Source organism: Marvinbryantia sp., from assembly GCF_047017445.1.
Taxonomy (GTDB): Bacteria; Bacillota; Clostridia; order Lachnospirales; family Lachnospiraceae; genus Marvinbryantia.
In genome coordinates, this window is sequence record NZ_JBKXTT010000001.1 from 392,008 (window position 1) to 410,622 (window position 18,615).

General features: G+C 49.9%; 13 protein-coding genes. 3 read left to right on the forward strand and 10 right to left on the reverse strand.

All coding sequences use genetic code 11. The features are described 5' to 3' along the window. Positions 1 to 108: 108 nt before the first annotated feature. Complete coding sequence (locus ACLU9Q_RS01695) at positions 109 to 300, reverse strand: hypothetical protein (protein WP_296837639.1); 192 nt, start codon at positions 298 to 300, stop codon at positions 109 to 111. Next, positions 293 to 475: a hypothetical protein gene (locus ACLU9Q_RS01700; protein WP_296837636.1), complete on the reverse strand. Its 183-nt coding sequence runs from the start codon at positions 473 to 475 to the stop codon at positions 293 to 295. The genes ACLU9Q_RS01695 and ACLU9Q_RS01700 overlap by 8 nt, the downstream gene beginning before the upstream one ends. 333 nt (positions 476 to 808) lie before the next feature. On the opposite strand from ACLU9Q_RS01700, the gene ACLU9Q_RS01705 reads away from it, so the two are divergent. Further along, positions 809 to 1,681, forward strand: coding sequence for a hypothetical protein (locus tag ACLU9Q_RS01705; protein WP_296840962.1), 873 nt, complete (start codon positions 809 to 811; stop codon positions 1,679 to 1,681). A gap of 111 nt (positions 1,682 to 1,792) precedes the next feature. On the opposite strand, the gene ACLU9Q_RS01710 is transcribed toward ACLU9Q_RS01705, so the two are convergent. The 4 genes from ACLU9Q_RS01710 to ACLU9Q_RS01725 all read right to left on the reverse strand — a co-directional run bounded on the left by ACLU9Q_RS01710 (position 1,793) and on the right by ACLU9Q_RS01725 (position 10,334). Further along, the gene (locus ACLU9Q_RS01710; RefSeq protein ID WP_302591197.1) at positions 1,793 to 6,334 is read right to left on the reverse strand and encodes an efflux RND transporter permease subunit; all 4,542 of its coding nucleotides are present in this window, start codon (positions 6,332 to 6,334) and stop codon (positions 1,793 to 1,795) included. A gap of 164 nt (positions 6,335 to 6,498) precedes the next feature. Next, positions 6,499 to 7,419: an AEC family transporter gene (locus ACLU9Q_RS01715; RefSeq protein WP_296834624.1), complete on the reverse strand. Its 921-nt coding sequence runs from the start codon at positions 7,417 to 7,419 to the stop codon at positions 6,499 to 6,501. A gap of 2 nt (positions 7,420 to 7,421) precedes the next feature. Further along, positions 7,422 to 9,899: an ATP-dependent DNA helicase gene (locus tag ACLU9Q_RS01720; RefSeq protein ID WP_296834621.1), complete on the reverse strand. Its 2,478-nt coding sequence runs from the start codon at positions 9,897 to 9,899 to the stop codon at positions 7,422 to 7,424. 201 nt (positions 9,900 to 10,100) lie between these two features. Continuing rightward, the gene (locus tag ACLU9Q_RS01725; protein ID WP_330490501.1) at positions 10,101 to 10,334 is read right to left on the reverse strand and encodes an HPr family phosphocarrier protein; all 234 of its coding nucleotides are present in this window, start codon (positions 10,332 to 10,334) and stop codon (positions 10,101 to 10,103) included. A 410-nt stretch (positions 10,335 to 10,744) separates the two neighbouring features. Between ACLU9Q_RS01725 and ACLU9Q_RS01730 the strand changes: the two genes are divergently transcribed. Further along, positions 10,745 to 11,278 (forward strand): hypothetical protein, encoded by a 534-nt coding sequence (locus ACLU9Q_RS01730; RefSeq protein ID WP_296834618.1) that lies wholly within the window; start codon positions 10,745 to 10,747, stop codon positions 11,276 to 11,278. A gap of 3 nt (positions 11,279 to 11,281) precedes the next feature. Further along, a complete protein-coding gene (locus tag ACLU9Q_RS01735; RefSeq protein WP_296834616.1) occupies positions 11,282 to 12,991 on the forward strand; it encodes a carbon starvation protein A in 1,710 nt (569 codons plus the stop codon). A gap of 93 nt (positions 12,992 to 13,084) precedes the next feature. Here ACLU9Q_RS01735 and ACLU9Q_RS01740 read toward each other — a convergent pair whose 3' ends face one another. From ACLU9Q_RS01740 to ACLU9Q_RS01755, 4 genes are read right to left on the reverse strand one after another with little or no spacing between them, the layout of a single operon-like run. Further along, a complete protein-coding gene (locus ACLU9Q_RS01740; RefSeq protein WP_302591194.1) occupies positions 13,085 to 14,992 on the reverse strand; it encodes a glycoside hydrolase family 127 protein in 1,908 nt (635 codons plus the stop codon). Between the two features lie 12 nt (positions 14,993 to 15,004). Continuing rightward, positions 15,005 to 16,888, reverse strand: a complete 1,884-nt coding sequence (locus ACLU9Q_RS01745; protein WP_296834612.1) for a glycoside hydrolase family 127 protein — start codon at positions 16,886 to 16,888, stop codon at positions 15,005 to 15,007. 20 nt (positions 16,889 to 16,908) lie between these two features. After that, positions 16,909 to 17,739 (reverse strand): carbohydrate ABC transporter permease, encoded by an 831-nt coding sequence (locus tag ACLU9Q_RS01750; protein ID WP_302591192.1) that lies wholly within the window; start codon positions 17,737 to 17,739, stop codon positions 16,909 to 16,911. Between the two features lie 2 nt (positions 17,740 to 17,741). Then, complete coding sequence (locus tag ACLU9Q_RS01755) at positions 17,742 to 18,602, reverse strand: carbohydrate ABC transporter permease (RefSeq protein ID WP_302591191.1); 861 nt, start codon at positions 18,600 to 18,602, stop codon at positions 17,742 to 17,744. Positions 18,603 to 18,615 lie beyond the last annotated feature (13 nt).

The following is an 18,615-nucleotide window of genomic DNA, read 5'->3' on the forward strand; positions in this document are numbered from 1 at the left end:
TCCTGGCATTCATATTTAGAATGGATATCTATTCAATATATAAAAAAGGGACTGCCATTCATAGCAATCCCCCTATGCTGTGCAGAATATTGAATGCACCTTATCCGGCTACTGCATACCCTGTACCTCAAACATATTTTCCACATACGACCGCATTTCTTCTCTGGAATTTACCCGGCTGGCGCCATCGATGTACGCCTGCTGCGCTTCCTCCGGCAGCGCCGAAAACTTCCGCAGCACATCCAGATGCTCCGCCAGCTCCATCGTAAATCCGATCGGCAGCTCCTGATTGTCAATCATCCGATTCCCCTCCGGGACCATCCTTGCGCGGACGCGTGGATTCTGGAAGCGGTTCTGTCTCCCACGCGGAATTTGTATCCACCTCCGGAATATTATCGTCATCATACACCGATTCCACATGCAGGTTGGCGGCATTTTTTGCCGGTTTTGCTGTATTGTTGTTCTTGCTGTTCATAGACATGCTCCCTTCGTGTTTCAAAATATCATTACTCCAGGAAGTATGTGTCAAAACGAAAAAAATATACTTTATTAAAGAAAAATACCTGCCCGCACACATTTTCCATTTCTTAAAATGCAAAAATATTTGCATGCTCAAGCTCTTTGCTAAATCATTTCTTTTTATATGTAATTATATTTTTATATTGATTTTTATTCTCTAATTGTATATAATACCATTATCTTAACACTTGGAGTTTTCTTCCTCACTATACGGGCAATTCTGCCCCATATTTCCACTTCTGAACAAATACAACCTTTAAACTACGCACTTACCAGAAAAGGAGCCCTTATGCAAAATATTCACGACATTTACGACCGGATTGCAAAACGATGTCTCTCGTTGTCCTCGCGCTGTACCATTCATTTAATAAACGGTCTTTTCGGCACACATTATCCTACAGACAGTAATGTAACCTACAACTGGACGGAACACACAGACAATGAATTAAAGCGAACGCTTGCCGATTCCATCATTACGATTGATGGACACTACAGTTATCATGTGGAATTTCAGATGACCAAGGACGGAGAGATCATGCTCCGTATGCTGGAATACGGCTTTCATCACGCTCTGAGCAGTCGAAGCGATATAGACCACATCTATTTTCCGGAGCCAATGCTGGTATATCTCTATGACAACGAAAATTTCCCGGATGACTATATCCTGCAAATTCATTTTGGCGATCAGGGAATTTTTTATTATAAAGTGCCCGTATTTAAATACCTTAAGCACTCGATAGATGAGTTAAATCAGAAAAAGCTGATTGTGCTGATTCCCTTCCAGTTGCTTCGCCTGCGCCGTGCAATTGAAAAAGAACGCACAGAAAATAATATCAACGCATTGAAAAGTCTCATCACTCATGATATACTGGATTCACTAAATCAAAATGTAGCTGCCGGTAATATCACACGGACGGAAGCATCAAAGCTTTCCCAACTGATCCTGCAGCTCTACCACCATATCTATGACAGATATGAAGAATTGGAAAGTGAGGGTATACATCATATGACAGAAGATGCCTTAATTTTTGACGTTGACATACTCGAATATCATCAAAAGCGCTTAATCCGCCTTCTGGCAGAAACCTACACACCTGAAGAGATTGCTGCCAGGGCAGACATCCCTCTGGAAGAAGTGAAGGAAGCGCTAAAAAAATACTGATACACGCTTTTTCTCCCCTGCCAATAGCAATACATCTGCTGCTGCCAAAAACATCTGCAGGGCAGTAAAAATGCCGGATGCTTTTCGCACCCGGCATTTTTATACACTTTTTTATATTTCTTCCTCTGTCATATCCTTTTTCCGATTGAAGATATCGTAAATACACGGCACAACGAACAGCGTCAGCAACGTTCCGTAGGTCAGACCGCCGACGGTTACGATTGCCATCGGCTGTACCATATCGGCGCCCATGCCGTTGCCCAGCGCCATTGTGAGCAGTCCGAGGATGGTGGTCAGCGCCGTCATGATGATCGGGCGAAGTCTCGTTCTGCCTGCCTCGATAATCGCCGCACGTTTTTCCATCCCGCCGCGGCGAAGCTGATTGATGCAGTCAACCAGCACGATTCCATTGTTTACAATGATACCGGACAGCATGACAAAGCCGATCATTGCAATGACACTGACCGGATTATCCGTCAGATACAGCGCCAGCAGACCGCCGGTGAACGCAAGCGGAATCGTAAACATGATGATAAACGGCGAGAGCAGCGACTGGAACTGCGCCACCATGATCAGATACATGAACGCAAGCGCCAGCAAAAGCATCTTAACCACCTCTGTCATTGCCTCATTGATGGTCTGGTCCTCGCCCGCCATTTCCAGGCTGTAGCCCTTCGGCAGCTCATAATTTTCCAGAGCCGCGTTCAAATCCTCAGATACCAGACCGATATTATAGCCGTCGGCAATCTGCGCCGATACGGTGACATAGCGCGTCTGTGCTTCACGGTTGATGGATGAAAAGCCCTCCGTGTCCACAAATTCCACCAGGTCGGCAACCGGGACCTCCACGTCCTTGCCTTCCTCATCCTTGCCGGTGATCGTCAGATCTTTTATCTTATCGCGCGTCAGCGTTTCATCGGTATCACTCACCACCAGCACCGGATAATCCTTGGAAAGCGTGGAGAGCGTCGTCGCGCTGGAAGCGTCCGCCAGCTTCGCCTGCAGGAACTGATAAACCTGGGCGGTCGTAAGCTGATAGCCCATCGCCTTATCCTTATCCACCACCAGGCGCAGCTCCAGCGTCTTCTCGGCAATTCCATCAGAAACGTCCGCGGTACCCTCGACGGATTCCACGATTTCTGCCACCTCGCCCGCTATGCGCTTCAGCTCATCCAGCTCGCGTCCCTTGATATTAATCGAGATTCCGCTGCCGCCAAGCGCCGACATATCCATCGTTGAGGTTTCCACGGCCAGTTCACAATCCAGATCCGAAGTCTTTTCCATGATCTGCGCCTTCAGCTCGTCATTCGAAATCGTCTTATCTTCACTGAGCAGCACATAAATCGATACGGACTCCGCGTCGGCGCTCTGGCTTCCGCCCATCATACTCATCATGCCGGAACCGCCCGACATTCCGCCCACATCCGTGACATCCGGGATCGTCCGTATACGCTCCATCACCTCATCCGCCATCTTTGCCGTCTCCGAAAGCAGACTTCCCTCCGGCATATTTAGTGTGACAGAAACCTGTGTACTCTCCATCTCCGGCATAAAAGCGGTTCCCTTCGAGAGCGCAAGCTTTGCGGAAAATGCAAGCAGACCGACCGCAAGCAGCAGCACCAGGAATTTCACCTTCAGAGACCAGCCAAGGAGCTTCGCATAGCCATTCTGTATCACCGAGAAAAACGGCGAACGCTTTTCCTTCACATTTTTCAGAAGCCCCGCTCCCATCGCCGGAACCAGCGTCAGTGCAACGATCAGACTGGCGCCGAGCGAGTAGGCAATGGTAAGTCCCATGTCCACAAAAAGCTGCCGGGTGATACCCTCGGTAAAGACGATCGGCAAAAATACGCAGACCGTTGTCAGCGTGGAAGCCGCGATCGCTCCCGCCACCTGGTTTGCGCCCTCCACCGCCGCCTTCTTCACGGAGTAGCCCTCCGCGCGCAGACGGTAAATATTTTCGATAACAACGATCGAGTTGTCGACCAGCATACCGATGCCGAGCGCCAGACCGGAAAGCGAGATAATATTTAACGTAATGTTGCTGAAATACATTGCCACGATCGCCGTCATAATACTGATCGGAATTGAGCAGGCGATGACCAGCGTCGGACGGAAACTCTTTAAAAACAGCAGCAGTACAAGGATCGCAAGTCCTGCGCCGGAGAGCATGTTCTCCAGAACCGAATCAACCACCAGGTCGATGTAAATGCCCTGGTCCATCATCTCAATGATATTAATGTTTTCGTCGCTCTCCTCCAGCTCGGCAAACTTCTCCTTGATGCGTTTTGAAACCTCGCCGGTGGAGTAGCCCGACTGCTTCTGCATGGTGAACAGGATGCCGGAATGACCGTTGATCTTTGCATAGACCTCATCACTGTTATCCAGGATCACCACATCGGCGACATCCGACAGGCGGATCGGCTCCAGTCCGTCCATGTGAAGATCCAGAAGCAGCAGATCTTCAATACTCTCCGTGCCGTCCAGCTTATTGCCAACGCGCACAAGAAAATCAACGCCGTCCTCGGTTACGTAGCCCGCGGGCATACTGAAGTTCTGCGCCGCCAGAATCCCCTTCACCATATCCGCCGTGATGATCTCCGTGACATCCGCCTGATCGTAAGCCGCTTCTTTCTGCTGCTTGATCTGCTCCAGTGCCGCGTCCAGCTCCTTCTGCCCGGCGCTCAGCTCCGCCTTGCCCGCTGCCATCTCGATGGTAGCGGAAATCTTCGCCTTGTTCAGCTCCCCGACCGCCGCGGAGACGCTCGTCTGCCCGGATGCGATCTGTGCTTTTGCCGTCTCAAGCTGTTTCTGTGCCGCGAGAAGCTGCGCGCGCCCCTCGGCAAGCTGTGCCTTGCCGCTCTCGATCTGCGCTTTACCTGCAATGATCTGCTCCATCTGCTCCGGCATACCGTCTATGGTCGTCTGCATCTGGGCGATGCCGTCCACGATCTGGATACGGCGCGCCACCAGCTCTGATTTTACCGTGTCGATGCTCTCGTCGCGCTCCTGCGCGGTGCCGTTTATGTTCACGCCAAGCGTCGCAAGCGCCGCGAGCGCCTGATTTTTTGTATTTTCCAGTGTAAGCTGCTGTGACTGCAGCTCCAGTATCTTTGTCTGAAGCGCGGCGATCACCGCTTCCTGCTGTGCATCTTGGGTAAGCCGGTCGATCTCCTCCTGGGAAAGTCCAGGATTGATCTGTGGTATCGAAACATCTGTCTGGTTCTGAGACGCTCCGCTCTCCCCTGTATTTTCTCCATCCAGAATCAGCTCCCCGTCGTCCGCCGCAAACGCATCCGCCGTCATGCTGTCATCAGAAGATACTGCTGTTGTCATGCCGTCCGCAAGCCCGACCGCCGTTTCCAGGTATTGTTCTGTCTCCGGCACAGAAGCTGCGGCTACATCTTCTGCTTCGCTTATCTCCGCCGCCTGCGTTTTTTCCGTCTCATTTTTTCGTATACCGGAGGTTTCCGGCTCCAGACTTTGGCTGTCCGCCTGCGATTCATTTCCACTGCCCGGCTGCGCGGCATCTGCCTGCGTTTCGTCCCCGGTATCCCCCTGCGCAGCATCCGTCTCCGTCTCACCCGGAACCGCCGCACCCTGCAGGTCTGCGATCTGTTTTTCCAGCTCTTTGATCGCGGCTTCCACACCGGCGATCGCTGTATCCAGCTCGGCAAGCTGCTGCGGAGCCGCCTCCAGCTGACTGATGCCTGCGTCAAGCTGCGCCTTCTGCGCCTCCAGCGCCGCCTTCTGCTCCGGCAGCTTCTGAAGCGCCGCCTCGCCCGCCAGCAGCTCCTGCTCCTTTGCAAGCAGCTCCGCCTCGGAATCATCCAGCTTTGTCAGTCCGCTCTGCACCTCCGCAAGCTTCTGGTCGATCTGCACCTGCCCGGTAATCATCTGACTGGTGCCGGAATTGATCTGGCTCTCCGCCGATGAGGTCTGGTCGGCAAGCTGCGTCTGTCCGTTCTCCAGCTCTTCTTTACCCTCGTCAAGCTTCTCCTGCGCCTCGGCAAGCTCACTCTCCGCCTCCGCAAATTTATCATCAAGCGCCTGCGTCACCCTGCGGTTCACCGCTTTGATCTTATCCTCGCGCAGCGTCACCTGCACCTGCTCTTCGATGGTACCGGTTGTGCTGACGCTCGCCACGCCCTCGATGCTCTCCAGCTCCGGCAGGATGGTATTGTTTACGAGATCGGTGAGGTCGCTCTGCGACATATCACCGTCCTCCATTGCCGCCACCATGACCGGCAGCATATCCGGATTCAGCTTCATGATGATGGGACTGCCAATTGAGTCATCCCAGTAGCCCTCAATCTGGTCCAGATTCTCCCGCATCTCGATCGTGACCGCATCCATATTCGCCGACTGGGAAAATTCCAGGATAACCATGGAAATATTCTCCGACGAAACGGAGCTGACATTTTCAATGTTGCTGATCGTCGCCATCGACTGCTCGACCGGACGTGTGACGATCGTCTCCACCTCCTCCGGGCTTGCCCCGGGGTATGTCGTGTAGACAATCGCATAGGGCAGCGTCATATCCGGCAGCAGATCAGTCTGCATACTCGTAAACGACACGTACCCCAGGATCAAAATTAAAACAACGCCCACTAATACGGTATAGGGGCGTTTTACACTATAGCGCGGTAACATACAAATCCTCCCATCAAAATCTCTCGTTTCTTCTAAAAAGATTTTAAACCAGAAAATCCGTATGTCAAGCAATTCAAAACAATTTATAAACTTTTCAGATTTACATTCAAATACCCCGCAGCAATCCGCGGGCTTTCATTTCAGGATGTCATGGAACGTAAGCCTTAACACAGCATCGCCACAACCGGAATCGTAATCACAGACAGAATCGTACTGAAAAAGATTCCCTTTGAAGCGAGACGCAAATTGCCGCCGTACTCGATCGCAAGCATAGTAGTATTGGTGGCAACCGGCATCGCCGCCAGCACGATCATAATTCCGGTAATTTCCGGCGTGCTGATGTTCAGTGCGCGCAGAAGCACCATCACCGCCAGCGGGATCACGCCGAGCCGGAACAGCGTAAACAGGTACACGCGCCAGTCGTCAAACAGCTCCCTGATCGGCATGGATGCAATTGTAGCGCCCAGGATCAGCATCGCCACCGGCGTCGTCAGATTGCCAAGGTAGTTCAGCGACGTCACCAGCACGCGCGGCAGCGACACCCCGGCAAAGAACAGCAGAACAGAAATAATTGCTGCAATAAACGGAATATTTAAAAGCCGCTTCGGTTGAAATTGAAAACCGCCTTTTCCGCCGCCGATCAGCGCGATCCCCAGTGAATACACCAGAACATTGAAGATCACATTGAAAATCACCGCGTAGATCAGCGCACTGTCACCAAAAATTGTGACGATCACCGGAAATCCCATGAAGCCGACGTTTCCGAACAGACACATAAAAAGGTAGGTGCCCCGTTCTTCCTTCGGCGCGCGCGTCACAAAAATAAAGAGTACGCCGACAAGCGCGGAAATCACATATACCAAAAAGGAAATTCCGAATACGGCAAGCACTACGCCGTTAGAAACCACGCCGCGGTTTTCCACGAACGAAGTAATAATCTGTGCGGGCAGAGAAATGTTCAGCACCAGCCGCGTGTAGCGCACGGTCGCCGCGTCGTCAATAATCTTCACCCTGTACATCACATATCCTATTATCATTATGATAAAAAGGGAAAGCATCTGATTTGCCACTGTCATAAAATCCATAATTACTTCTTTTCCTCCAGGCTCTTCCAAAAGTATTTCAGTTTTTCCGGCACGGTTCTCAGACTGCATGTCTCATAATCCGCCCACTCACGCGGAAAAATGTCGAGATACTGCCTGCGGCAGAACCGCTCGTCCAGAAGCAGGATCACGCCGGTATCTTCATCCGTGCGGATGACGCGCCCCGCCGACTGCATGACCTTGTTCATGCCGGGATACTGGTAAGCGTGCGCAAAACCGTCCATTTTGCGCCTGTCATAATACTGCTTTAAAATTTCCCGCTCGCTGCAGATCTGTGGCAGACCGGTTCCGACAATCACCGCGCCGATCAGTTTTTCGCGCTTCAGGTCGATGCCCTCGCCGAAAATACCGCCGAGCACACAGAACCCGGCAAGCGGCTGCGCGTTGTCCTCCGAAAAGCAGGCGAGAAATTCCTCCCGCTCCGTCTCTGTCATACGGGGATTCTGCGCAACCACGTGCACACCCGGATATGCCGCCTCAAAAACAGCCTGTATTTCCTCCAGCATCTTATAAGAAGGAAAAAACACCAGATAATTCCCGGTGCGCGCCTGCACCGTGCTGTAAATATATGCCGCGATTCTCTGATATTCCTCCGGTCCCCTGCGCGTGTAGCGGCTGCTGACGTCCGTTCCCACCAGCACCTTCTTTTTCCACAGTTCAAACGGAGAATGCGCATAGATCGCGTAATCATCCTGTGTGCCGGAAAGCAGATCCATATAGTAACGGATCGGCAGCAATGTCGCCGAGAAAAATACCGCCGCCCGTCCGCGGCTCAGGCACTCGCCAATCTTCCCCGCCGTGTCGATGCAGAACAGCTTTAGCTTAAACCTGCCGTCCGCCTCGTGCTCCGTGTAGATCTCGTAGCTGTCGTCCAGTTCCTCATAGATTGCAAGAAAGCTGCGCACCTGGAAATAAAATTCCAGCACCTTTTTGCGCAGGCCCTCCCCTGCGCCCGGCGCCTGCGGCAAATTTTCCGTCAGATGCGCCGCCCCGGCATACCGGTTCAAAGGGCTGTCGCCGTCCTCCAGCAGGGTTTCAAGCTGCGTGGACACGTTCATCAGCGCCAGCGCAAACGCGGCGATATCACTGTAGAGCGCATAACCGTCGCATTCCCGCTTCCACTCCAGCATATACTTGTTGCATTTATCCAGCGCCCGCGCCGCCTTCCGGCTCACCGGCATGAGCAGCTTTTTGATTTCCAGAAAATCTTCCTTATAAAGAGACGCACTGTACATCTCCCTGCCGCGCTCCACCAGGTTGTGCGCCTCATCGATCAGAAAGATATAATCGCCCTTTCCTCCGTCTGCAAAAAAACGTTTTAGCTTCGCCTGCGGGTCAAAAACATAATTATAGTCGCAGATCACCGCGTCCACCCAGAGCGACAGATCCAGAGACATCTCAAAAGGGCAGACCTGCCACTTTTCCGCGTGCGCGATCAGATCCTCGCGTGTGTAGCTGTCGTGGATGCCGGAGATCTCCTGTACGGCTGCAGTCGGCTCCGCTCCGTCATCTGTTCTTCCCCAGCCGGTCAGCAGTTCATACACAGCGTCATTTACGCGGTCAAAATGCCCCTTTGCATACGGACATTTTTCCGGATTGCAGTCCGGCTCCCCGCACATGCAGATTTTTTCCTTTGCCGTGAGCGTCAGCACCTTGTACTTAAGCCCCTGCATTTTTAAAAGGGAAAACGCCTCCTGCGCGACCGTCCGCGTGATAGTCTTTGCCGTCAGATAAAAAATCTTATCGCCAAGCCCTTCGCCCACTGCCTTTACCGCCGGGAATACCGTAGCGATCGTTTTCCCGACGCCGGTCGGCGCCTGGATAAACAGCTTCTTTTCCCGCGCAATCGTGCGGTAAACAGCCGCCGCCAGATCTTTTTGCCCCTCGCGGTACGGATACGGAAATACCGTTCCCGCGATCGACGCCTGCCGCACCTTCTTCCACTCGATCTGAAAGGATGCCCACTTTTTATACTCTTCGATCAGCTCTGCAAACCAGGCTTCCAGCTCTACAAAGGAAAATTCCTTGCGAATGCGCCGGATCTCCTCCGTTTCCCTGTGAATATATGTCATCTGTACGCCGATATCCGCAAGACTCTGCTGCGCGGCGTAAATATACGCATAGCATTTCGCCTGTGCCAGATGCACCGGAACCGCTTCCTCTAATTTATTCACATCAAAGCCGACACCCTTGATCTCGTCAATCCAGGTTTTTCCGTCCTCCGTGAAGATGCCGTCCGCACGGCCCTCCACGCTGATCACATAGAAAACGCAGTCGATCTCTGCCTTCAGGGAAACCTCCGCGCGGTAATCAGCGCCCATCTGCCCCTGTATCCTGCGGTGCAGACGGCTTCCGATCTGCATAGCCTCCCTGTCCGCCATTGCGCCGTGCCGATTGTCAATATCGCCGCTTCTTAAAATAAATTCCACCAGATTGCGGACAGAAATTCTGATTTTATCCACTGACTGCCTCCACTATGATCATTTGATCCAAATACATTTTATCATCTGGGCCGGTATTTCTCTACTAAAATTTTATTTCTTTCCTTCGGATGCATGGCAACACTAAAAAACGTCCACCGGACGTTTTTGTCGTATGCACAGCAAAAAAAGCCGCGCCCGGCATATCCCTTGCCCAGGCAGCGGCTCCTCATCTTTCTCATTTTATGCGGCAGCGTATTTGCTCAGCACATCCTCAAGCTGCGCGTCTTCTCCCCCGTATTTCACAGTAAGTACCTGCGACAGATCCAGACTCAGAACTCCCATGATAGATTTTGCATCGATCGTAATACGGTTGTAATATACATCTATATCAAAATCACATTTCCCGGCTACTGACACAAATTCCTTGACTTCCTTCATCTGACTCAGTCTGATTTTTCTTTCTGACATCATCATCTGCACCTCTCTCTATGATTTCTTTTTAGATTTGCTACATTATGTCACAACATCCAGAATTTGTCAACAGCCCCAAAATTCCTTTGCTGCAGCTTTTTGCGCTCCTCATTGTTTATTTTTCCCACATCCGTGCGTCTTTAAACACTTTTTTTAATTTTTCCGCTTCCTTCTCTATTACAAAATTAATACATTTATTGAAACTTTTATCAATTAACGCGTCAATGGATTGCATTTTGCGACAAAATGTGCTATATTTTCTTAAGTCTATTTTTATAGATTTTTTATTATTTTATGGTTTGTTTATTTTCGGACAAAGAGGTCCCTGCAAAACAGTCCGGGACTATCCTCCGGGCTTTTCTTTTTGCACGGCCCATTCCATCAGAAAAACAAACGACAAAAGGAGAGATAACATGGCGCCGGATCTGACAAGAGAAGAAATGCTGGAAAAGCTGCTCGACGCATACAGCGGATATTTTGATATTGAGCGTGCGGAAAGCTCTGCGCTTCCCCTTGTCGCTGTCTGTCACTTTAATGTGCGCACCGCAAAATACGTTCTTCTGAAAAAAGCCGAGCTGTGGAGCGCCGATTCCAACGAGCACGTTTACATATTTTCCGTACCGGAGCTTAACGAGGAGCTGTACCGCTCCTGCGAGAAGCTCGCCTACGACCGGGGAATGGCACTGATCGACCCGAAGCCCGGTCATATGTACACCTATATCACCGCAGTTTTCCTCTGTGACACCTGCACACCCGAAGCGGAAAAGCTTCTGAAAAGGTGCAGGCTTTACAAAAGTTTTCATTTTTCGCTGCACGGCTGGATGGATTTCCACACCGTGCTCGTCCGCCGGGGCGCAACGGATTTTCCGACAAACCGCAGCGGCAGGGCAAACGCGAAATTAATGAAAAATATATTCATGAAAAGAAAAAAGAAAAGGAGTGTGTGATTCATGAATGCAGCATTATTGTTAATCGTAGGCGTAGTTATTCTGGCAATTGGCTATGTCACCTACGGCAAATGGCTTGCGGAGCAGTGGGGCGTGGACGGCAAGCGCGTTACACCGGCCCACGAGCTGGAGGACGGAAACGACTATGTTCCGGCAAAAGCACCGGTCCTTATGGGGCATCATTTTTCCTCTATCGCAGGCGCAGGTCCGATCAATGGACCGATCCAAGCAGCCGTATTCGGATGGGTTCCGGTTATGCTGTGGGTACTCATCGGAGGTATCTTCTTCGGTGCGGTACATGATTTCGGTGCACTGTTTGCATCCGTAAGAAACAAAGGACAGTCTATCGGTGAGGTTATCGCAACCAGTATCGGAAGCAGAGCGAAGAAGCTGTTCATCATCTTCTCCTATCTGACACTGATCCTCGTGGTAGCGGCATTTGCATCCATTGTTGCAAATACCTTTAAGGCTACCTACGACGAAGCAGGCGCACTGGATGCAGTGGCAAGCGCGGCAAATGCCCGCACCGCTATGATCTCCATCCTGTTCATCGTAATCGCGATTATTTTCGGTGTTATGGTTTACAGAAGAAACGCTTCCCTCGTGGTTTCCACCGTTATCGGCGTGGCAGCGATCGTTGCCTGTATGGCAATCGGCTACAACTGGCATCCGCTCTATCTGAACGGAAGCACCTGGATGATCATCGTTGGTATCTACATTGCTATCGCTTCCGTCACCCCGGTGTGGATCCTTCTGCAGCCGCGTGACTATTTAAGCTCCTTCCTGCTTTACGGCATGATGATCATCGCTGTGGTAGGTATCGTGGGCGCTCATCCGTCGCTGGATATCCCGGCGTTCACCGGATTTGTTGATACCGCTGAGTACGGTGTGGGAAGCTCCCTCGGAAGCCTGTTCCCGGCACTGTTCGTAACCATCGCCTGCGGCGCAATCTCCGGTTTCCACTCTCTGGTAGGTTCCGGTACCACCGCAAAGCAGCTCGACAAAGAAACTGATGCCCGTCCGATCGCATACGGCGGTATGCTGATCGAGTGTGCGCTGGCTCTGATCTCTCTCTGCGCAGTTGGTTACATCTGGAAAGAGTACGTTCCGGGCGGTATCACCACCCCGACGGCAGTATTCGCAACCGGTATCTCCCGCATGTGTGCAACCATCCCGTTCCTTGCAGGTGCGCAGGATGTGATCTACTCCATGCTGATTCTTGCAGTATCCGCTTTCTGTCTGACATCCCTGGATACCGCGACCCGTCTGGCGCGCTACATGTTCCAGGAGTTCTGGCTGGAGCCGGGACAGACCTACAAGGATGCGACCGGTATTAAGAAAACTCTGACAAACCCGTATGTTGCTACCATCATCACCGTTGTGCTCGGCATCGCGCTTGGTATGACAGGCTATGCAAAGATCTGGGCGCTGTTCGGAGCTGCAAACCAGCTTCTCGCTGCACTCGGTCTGCTCGCTGTTGCCGCATGGCTCGGTAAGATGGGCAAGAACAATAAGATGTTCCTGTTCCCGATGGCATTCATGCTGGTTGTTACCATCGTATCCCTGGTTCAGACCATCATCACAAACGTGACAAACGCGGTTGACATGTGGAACTGGATCCGCGCAGGTCTCGGTACCCTGCTCGTTGTACTGGCAATCGTCCTCGCTGTAGAAGGCGTAAAGACAATCACAAGCCAGGCTAAGAGCAAATAACACATAACAATAAAGAGAAAAAATTTTATACGAAACGCCCGGGCACCTGTTACGATGTCCGGGGCGTTTTTCTCTCAGAGATGTATCACTATTTTATCCAATATCATTTATCCAAATGCACATCTCTCCGGCTCCCCTGTTGCCCCACAGATAATACGGTATCGCTTTTATACGAACCGGCTCTTTTTGTGCTTTTTCAAAAGAGTACAGTCGCTCTTTCCAGATCTCTTCCGATTCCCGATATCCGGCAAAGCTGACACATACGGCATTGTCTGGCAATGCATCATCCCAGTACTCTTCTGTATCCACCAGTTCCCCTACGCTCAATCCGCCCAGATTCTTTCCATTATCGGCTTCCTCCACGCAGTACACTACCGGACCTCTCATCAGCGCCGCTTTTCCGGCATCCGCATGAACTCCCGGATTGGCATATACTTTTCTGAGCGTTATCTCAAATTGAAGCGTGATACAATCCCGCTCCTTAAATTCCCGTTCTATACGGATATAGCCCTCTTCTTCCCGCAGGTTCTCCGTCTGCTCCCCATTAATTGCCGCCGCGTAACCCTTCACCCATCCCGGCACACGAATATACAATGCAAGTTTTCCCGGCAATCCATGATACCGAAAGCACACTTTTCCATTCCAACAATAAGAGCTCTCTGCCGTAAAGCCTCTCTGTCCATTATCAATAAGAATCTCTCCGCCGATAAACAGATTTACATATAGCTTTCTGCCCTGCTCCTCCCATATATATACATACTGATCCAGGGAAGCCAGCAATCTTGCGATATTCGGCGGGCAGCACGCACACCCCATCCACGCCTCCCGCCGGATTTTTACATGCTGCGTATCAAATCGCTTTTCTGCCTCTGCTGGATGAATTTCCAGCGGATTCACATAAAAATAATGTTTTCCATCTTCTGATATTCCGCTCAGCGCCCCATTATATAATGCCAGCTCCATGACGTCCGCATAGCAGCTCTTCTTCTCTAAGTGCAACATTCTCTTCGCCCAGAAAATCAGCCCGATCGAAGCGCAGGTTTCTGCATAAGCTCTGTCATTTGGCAGATCAAAGTCCGAGCTAAAGCATTCTCCATGCGCCTCGCTTCCGATAGCACCTGTAATATACATTTTTCTGGTCACAACATCTCTCCACAACCTCCGGAGAGCGTTTTTCATATCGGAATTTCCTGTTTCCATTGCCATGTCTGCCATTGCACTGTAAAGATAGACCGCTCTGACGCAATGTCCGACAGCAGCTTTCTGTTCCCATGCAGGCATATGTGCCTGATGATATTCCAGATCAAACCACTTATCCTTATATCTCTCGCCAAACCCCTCCTCCTTTAAAAGAAAAGAAGGCTGCTTTCCTCTCTCCATGATCAGATAAGTCATGAAGTCATAATATCTGACATCATGCGTGTATTGATATAATTTATACAGCGCCATCTCAATCTCCGGATGTCCGGAATAACCATGCAGCTTTCCCTCCCCTGCTCCTATCCGCTCTAAAAAAAATTCTACATACCGCTCCATCATATGCAGCATTTTCTCCTTCCCGGTGGCCAAGGCATATGCCACGGCAGCTTCTATCAGATGTCCGGCACAGTACAGTTCATGTCCATGAGAAAAATTTGTAAGCCGCTTTTCCAGATCCGTACAAATATAATACGTGTTCAGATAGCCATCCTCGCGCTGTGCTCTCTGCATTAAATCAACCAGACTATCTATCTTTTCCTCCAGCTCTCTGTCCGGACACAGCCGCAGCGACCAGGCAGCCGCTTCTATCCATTTTGCCACATCACTGTCCTGAAACAGCATTCCCTCGTACTGATCATCGGACTCCCCAGCAGCGATCCGGAAATTTTCAATCGCATGGCTATGCGGAATCCCTGCCACCGCATCATTTAACACCTCATACTGATACGGGATAATTTCCCTGCATATTTTTTCTATTCTGGGAGACCAGAATTCATCCCGGATTTTCACTTCTGCTTCCACCGCGCGCACCTCCTATCTTTCCTCAAAAAATGTTTTTATTCTCCCTGCTCCCCGGTTGTTCCACTGAAAATATGGAATCATGCGGATCTCACACGACTGAAGGGAAAACCTTTGTTTTCCATATAATCCATCCATTTCATTCCGGTATGAGGATCCCTCTGCCAAAATCGCATTTTGCTCTTTCTTCAAATATCCCCCCTGCTTCAGGCAGCACCTGGATAGCAGCGGATTATCGGTTTCCTCCGCACAATAAACCAGCGGTCCGCATATAACAGCGGCCTTTCCCTGCATAGACTCTGCTTCCGCTTTCGCATATATCTTCTCCGGTTTCATACACAGCCGGAGCGTAATCTCATGAACACTTCCTTTTTCTACAAAAATCTTTACATATCCCTTTTCTCTCTGAACAGAATAGTATTCTCCATTCTTTTGCACCATATACTTCTCGCACCATCCGGGAATTCTCAGTTTTACCGCACTGTCTCGCTCCGATTGTACTTTTATGAAGATTTCCCCATCATACGGATAATCTGTCCTCTGGCTGCACTGCCATCCATTTTCTTTCAGATCACTGCACATATACTGATGTATGCAGAGCTGTTCATCAGAGAAAGTATAAATATAATTTTGTACAGACAAAATCGTCCGCGCAATGTTCGCAGGGCAGCACGGGCAGGCAAACCACGGCTGCCTTTCCTTCATAACATGAGCATATTCTGGTCTCAGCCCGCACTTTTCCGGGTCCATTTCCAATACATTCGTATAAAAAAACCGATCTCCGCTCTGCGAAATTCCACAGAGTATCCCATTATAAAGTGCCGTTTCCATTACGTCCGCATAACAGCTGTCCTCCTTTAGCAGCATCATACGCCCCGCCCACAGCAGCAGTCCGACAGACGCGCAGGTTTCTCCATACATCAGATCAAGCGGCAGATCATATGCATACGAGAAGCTCTCCCCGCACTCCCTGGAGCCGATCGCTCCTGTCAGATACATCTTCCGCTGTGTCACATCCTCCCAGAGCTCTCTTAAGCTCCGGTAAAGCTCCTCATCCTGCTCAAGTCTGGCCATATCCGCTGCCGCGCTGTAAAAATACATTGCTTTCACAGCATGCCCCTTTGCTTCCTTCTGCCGGCGTATCGGCAAATGTGACTGCGAATGGCTGAAATCCGCTTCCTGTAATTCATAGACCAGATTTTCCTGTATTTTTTGATTTCTCTTTTCCATTTCAAAGAAAAACGGCTTTTGTCCTCTTTCTTCCACAAAAAACATTCCAAGTTTCCGGTACCGTTCTTCACCTGTACACTCATACAGTTTAAAAAGGGCAAGCTCCACCTCCGCATGTCCGTCATACCCCCGGATCTTTCCCTTCTCTTTTCCGAAGCTTCGGTCAATGCAGTCGGCATAGCGGCACGCGATATCCAGCAAATTCCGCTTTCCCGATACCTCATAATGAGCCACCGCCGCCTCTATCAAATGTCCGGCACAATATAACTGACAGGATTCCTTCAGATAAGACCAGCGCTGGCTGAGCCCGTTTAGAATATAATAGGAATTCAGATATCCATCCTTCTGCTGTGCATCTTCCAGAAGCATCACTGCCTGCTCAAGATTTTCCTCTATCTCTTTCGAGTCCTCCAGCACAAGAGCATAGGCGGCAGCCTCCATCCACTTAAACAAATCGCTGTCCTGCGAAACCAGTCCGAAAAAGTCTCCTCTTTTCTTGCCTGCCGCAATTTTAAAATTGTTTACCGCTCCGCTTCTGACAATTCCATCTATATCATCATTTAAAGCTCTCCAGATATATGGAATTGTTACCCTTTTTATTAATTCCTGTTTTTCCTTCCAAAATCCTCCGCTTATGCTTACATTACGAAAATCTGCTCTTTCGATCATGTTGTCCCTCCCTGTCTTTATCAGCTTTTCACAGCGCCTGCGGCAATTCCCTCAATAATCGTTTTCTGTGCAAAAATATACAATATCAGTACCGGTATAATTGCCATCACACCAGACGCCAGCAAAAGATTCCATCTGTTTTGCGTAAATTGATTATAAAAATTCAACTGCGACAGCGGGATCGTATAATATTCTTTTTTCGAGATCAGCACCAGGGGCAGCATCAGATCATTCCAGTAGCGAATAAAATACAGCACTGCCAAAGTCCCCGTAACCGGTTTCAAAAGCGGAAAAATGATCGCGAAAAAAAAACGATACCCGCTGCAGCCATCGAGGAACGCACATTCATCCAGTTCTGTCGGAATCCCCCTGATAGACTGACTGTACATAATTACCGCAAGCGAACAGGAAAATCCCGCATTCAGTACAGATATCCGTGTAAGATTATTCGTAATACCCATACTGGATGCCACGCTTGCCATCGGGATCATAATAACCGGAAACGGGAGCATCATGGCCATCATAAAAATCAACTGTGTTGCTTTTCCTGCCTTATTGTTCATCCGGGCAAGCTTATATCCCGCCATAGAGCCAAGTACCAGTACGATGGCTCCGCTCAGAACAGAAAAATAAATCGTATTTCCAAACACACGTACATAATTGCTGGTATTTAGTACTTCCACATAATTATCCATATTCCATACTTTCGGCAGCGCCAGCGGTTCCATCACAACCTCGCCAAACGTTTTCAAAGAATTCAGCAAAACAAACAGCATCGGCGCAAACATTCCGGCGCATAACCCCCACAGAGCCAACGCTATCAGAAAATTAACCCTCTTATTTTCCCTCATCGTCACTCCTCCTTTGTCAGCTTCATCTGAACAGCAGCGACAAGCATTACTGCAATTGTCAGAATGACCGCCAGCGCAGATGCATACCCCATATTATGGCTTTTAAATGCCTCCGTATAAATATACAGAGATATATTCTCCGATGCATGTCCGGGACCGCCGTTTGTAAGCGTCATCAGGAGCGGATACATATTTAACGTCTCTGTCACAGCCAGAAACAGACATACAAAAATCTTCGATTTCATCAGCGGAAGCTTTATATACGGGATCATCTTCAATCTTCCGCAGCCGTCAATAACCGCAGCCTCCAGCGGATCCTGCGGCAGCATCTGCAGTCCCGCAAGATAAATGACCATAAAGTACCCTACTGACTGCCACAATTTCACGAATACGACTGAATAAAGCACCAGTTTTTCATCGGACAGCCATCCCATGTTGAAAATGCCCCATCCCGTAGCCGGATACAGATCTGTCATCAATCTGCCCAGCAAAAACTGCCAGATAAACCCTACCGTAACATTATTAAAAATAAACGGGCAGAAAATGATCGCCCTCAGAGCTATCCTGGTTCTTATTTTCCGGTTGAGACACAGAGCCAGCAAAAATCCCAGCCCGTTTGCAGCAATCATGAACAAAATCGCAGATGCCGCTGTAAACCTCATGGAGCTGTGGAACACCGGATCTTTCCACGCACTCAAATAGTTTGCAAACCCTATAAATTCTTTATCCGGCGATATCCCATTCCAGCTGGTAAATGAGCACATGACCGTCTGTCCCAGCGGCACTAGAAAGAAAATTGTATAGAGCAGCAGCATTGGGCAGACAAAACGGATATAATCCAGTACTTCCTTTTTTCTTCTCAATTCTTCATCACCC

Excerpts from the sequence above, each read along its gene's own strand:
- ACLU9Q_RS01695 (WP_296837639.1), bottom strand. The coding sequence starts at position 300 with ATGATTGACAATCAGGAGCTGCCGATCGGATTTACGATGGAGCTGGCG.
- ACLU9Q_RS01700 (WP_296837636.1), bottom strand. The coding sequence starts at position 475 with ATGAACAGCAAGAACAACAATACAGCAAAACCGGCAAAAAATGCCGCC.
- ACLU9Q_RS01705 (WP_296840962.1), top strand. The coding sequence starts at position 809 with ATGCAAAATATTCACGACATTTACGACCGGATTGCAAAACGATGTCTC.
- ACLU9Q_RS01710 (WP_302591197.1), bottom strand. The coding sequence starts at position 6,334 with ATGTTACCGCGCTATAGTGTAAAACGCCCCTATACCGTATTAGTGGGC.
- ACLU9Q_RS01715 (WP_296834624.1), bottom strand. The coding sequence starts at position 7,419 with ATGGATTTTATGACAGTGGCAAATCAGATGCTTTCCCTTTTTATCATA.
- ACLU9Q_RS01725 (WP_330490501.1), bottom strand. The coding sequence starts at position 10,334 with ATGATGATGTCAGAAAGAAAAATCAGACTGAGTCAGATGAAGGAAGTC.
- ACLU9Q_RS01730 (WP_296834618.1), top strand. The coding sequence starts at position 10,745 with ATGGCGCCGGATCTGACAAGAGAAGAAATGCTGGAAAAGCTGCTCGAC.
- ACLU9Q_RS01735 (WP_296834616.1), top strand. The coding sequence starts at position 11,282 with ATGAATGCAGCATTATTGTTAATCGTAGGCGTAGTTATTCTGGCAATT.
- ACLU9Q_RS01745 (WP_296834612.1), bottom strand. The coding sequence starts at position 16,888 with ATGATCGAAAGAGCAGATTTTCGTAATGTAAGCATAAGCGGAGGATTT.
- ACLU9Q_RS01750 (WP_302591192.1), bottom strand. The coding sequence starts at position 17,739 with ATGAGGGAAAATAAGAGGGTTAATTTTCTGATAGCGTTGGCTCTGTGG.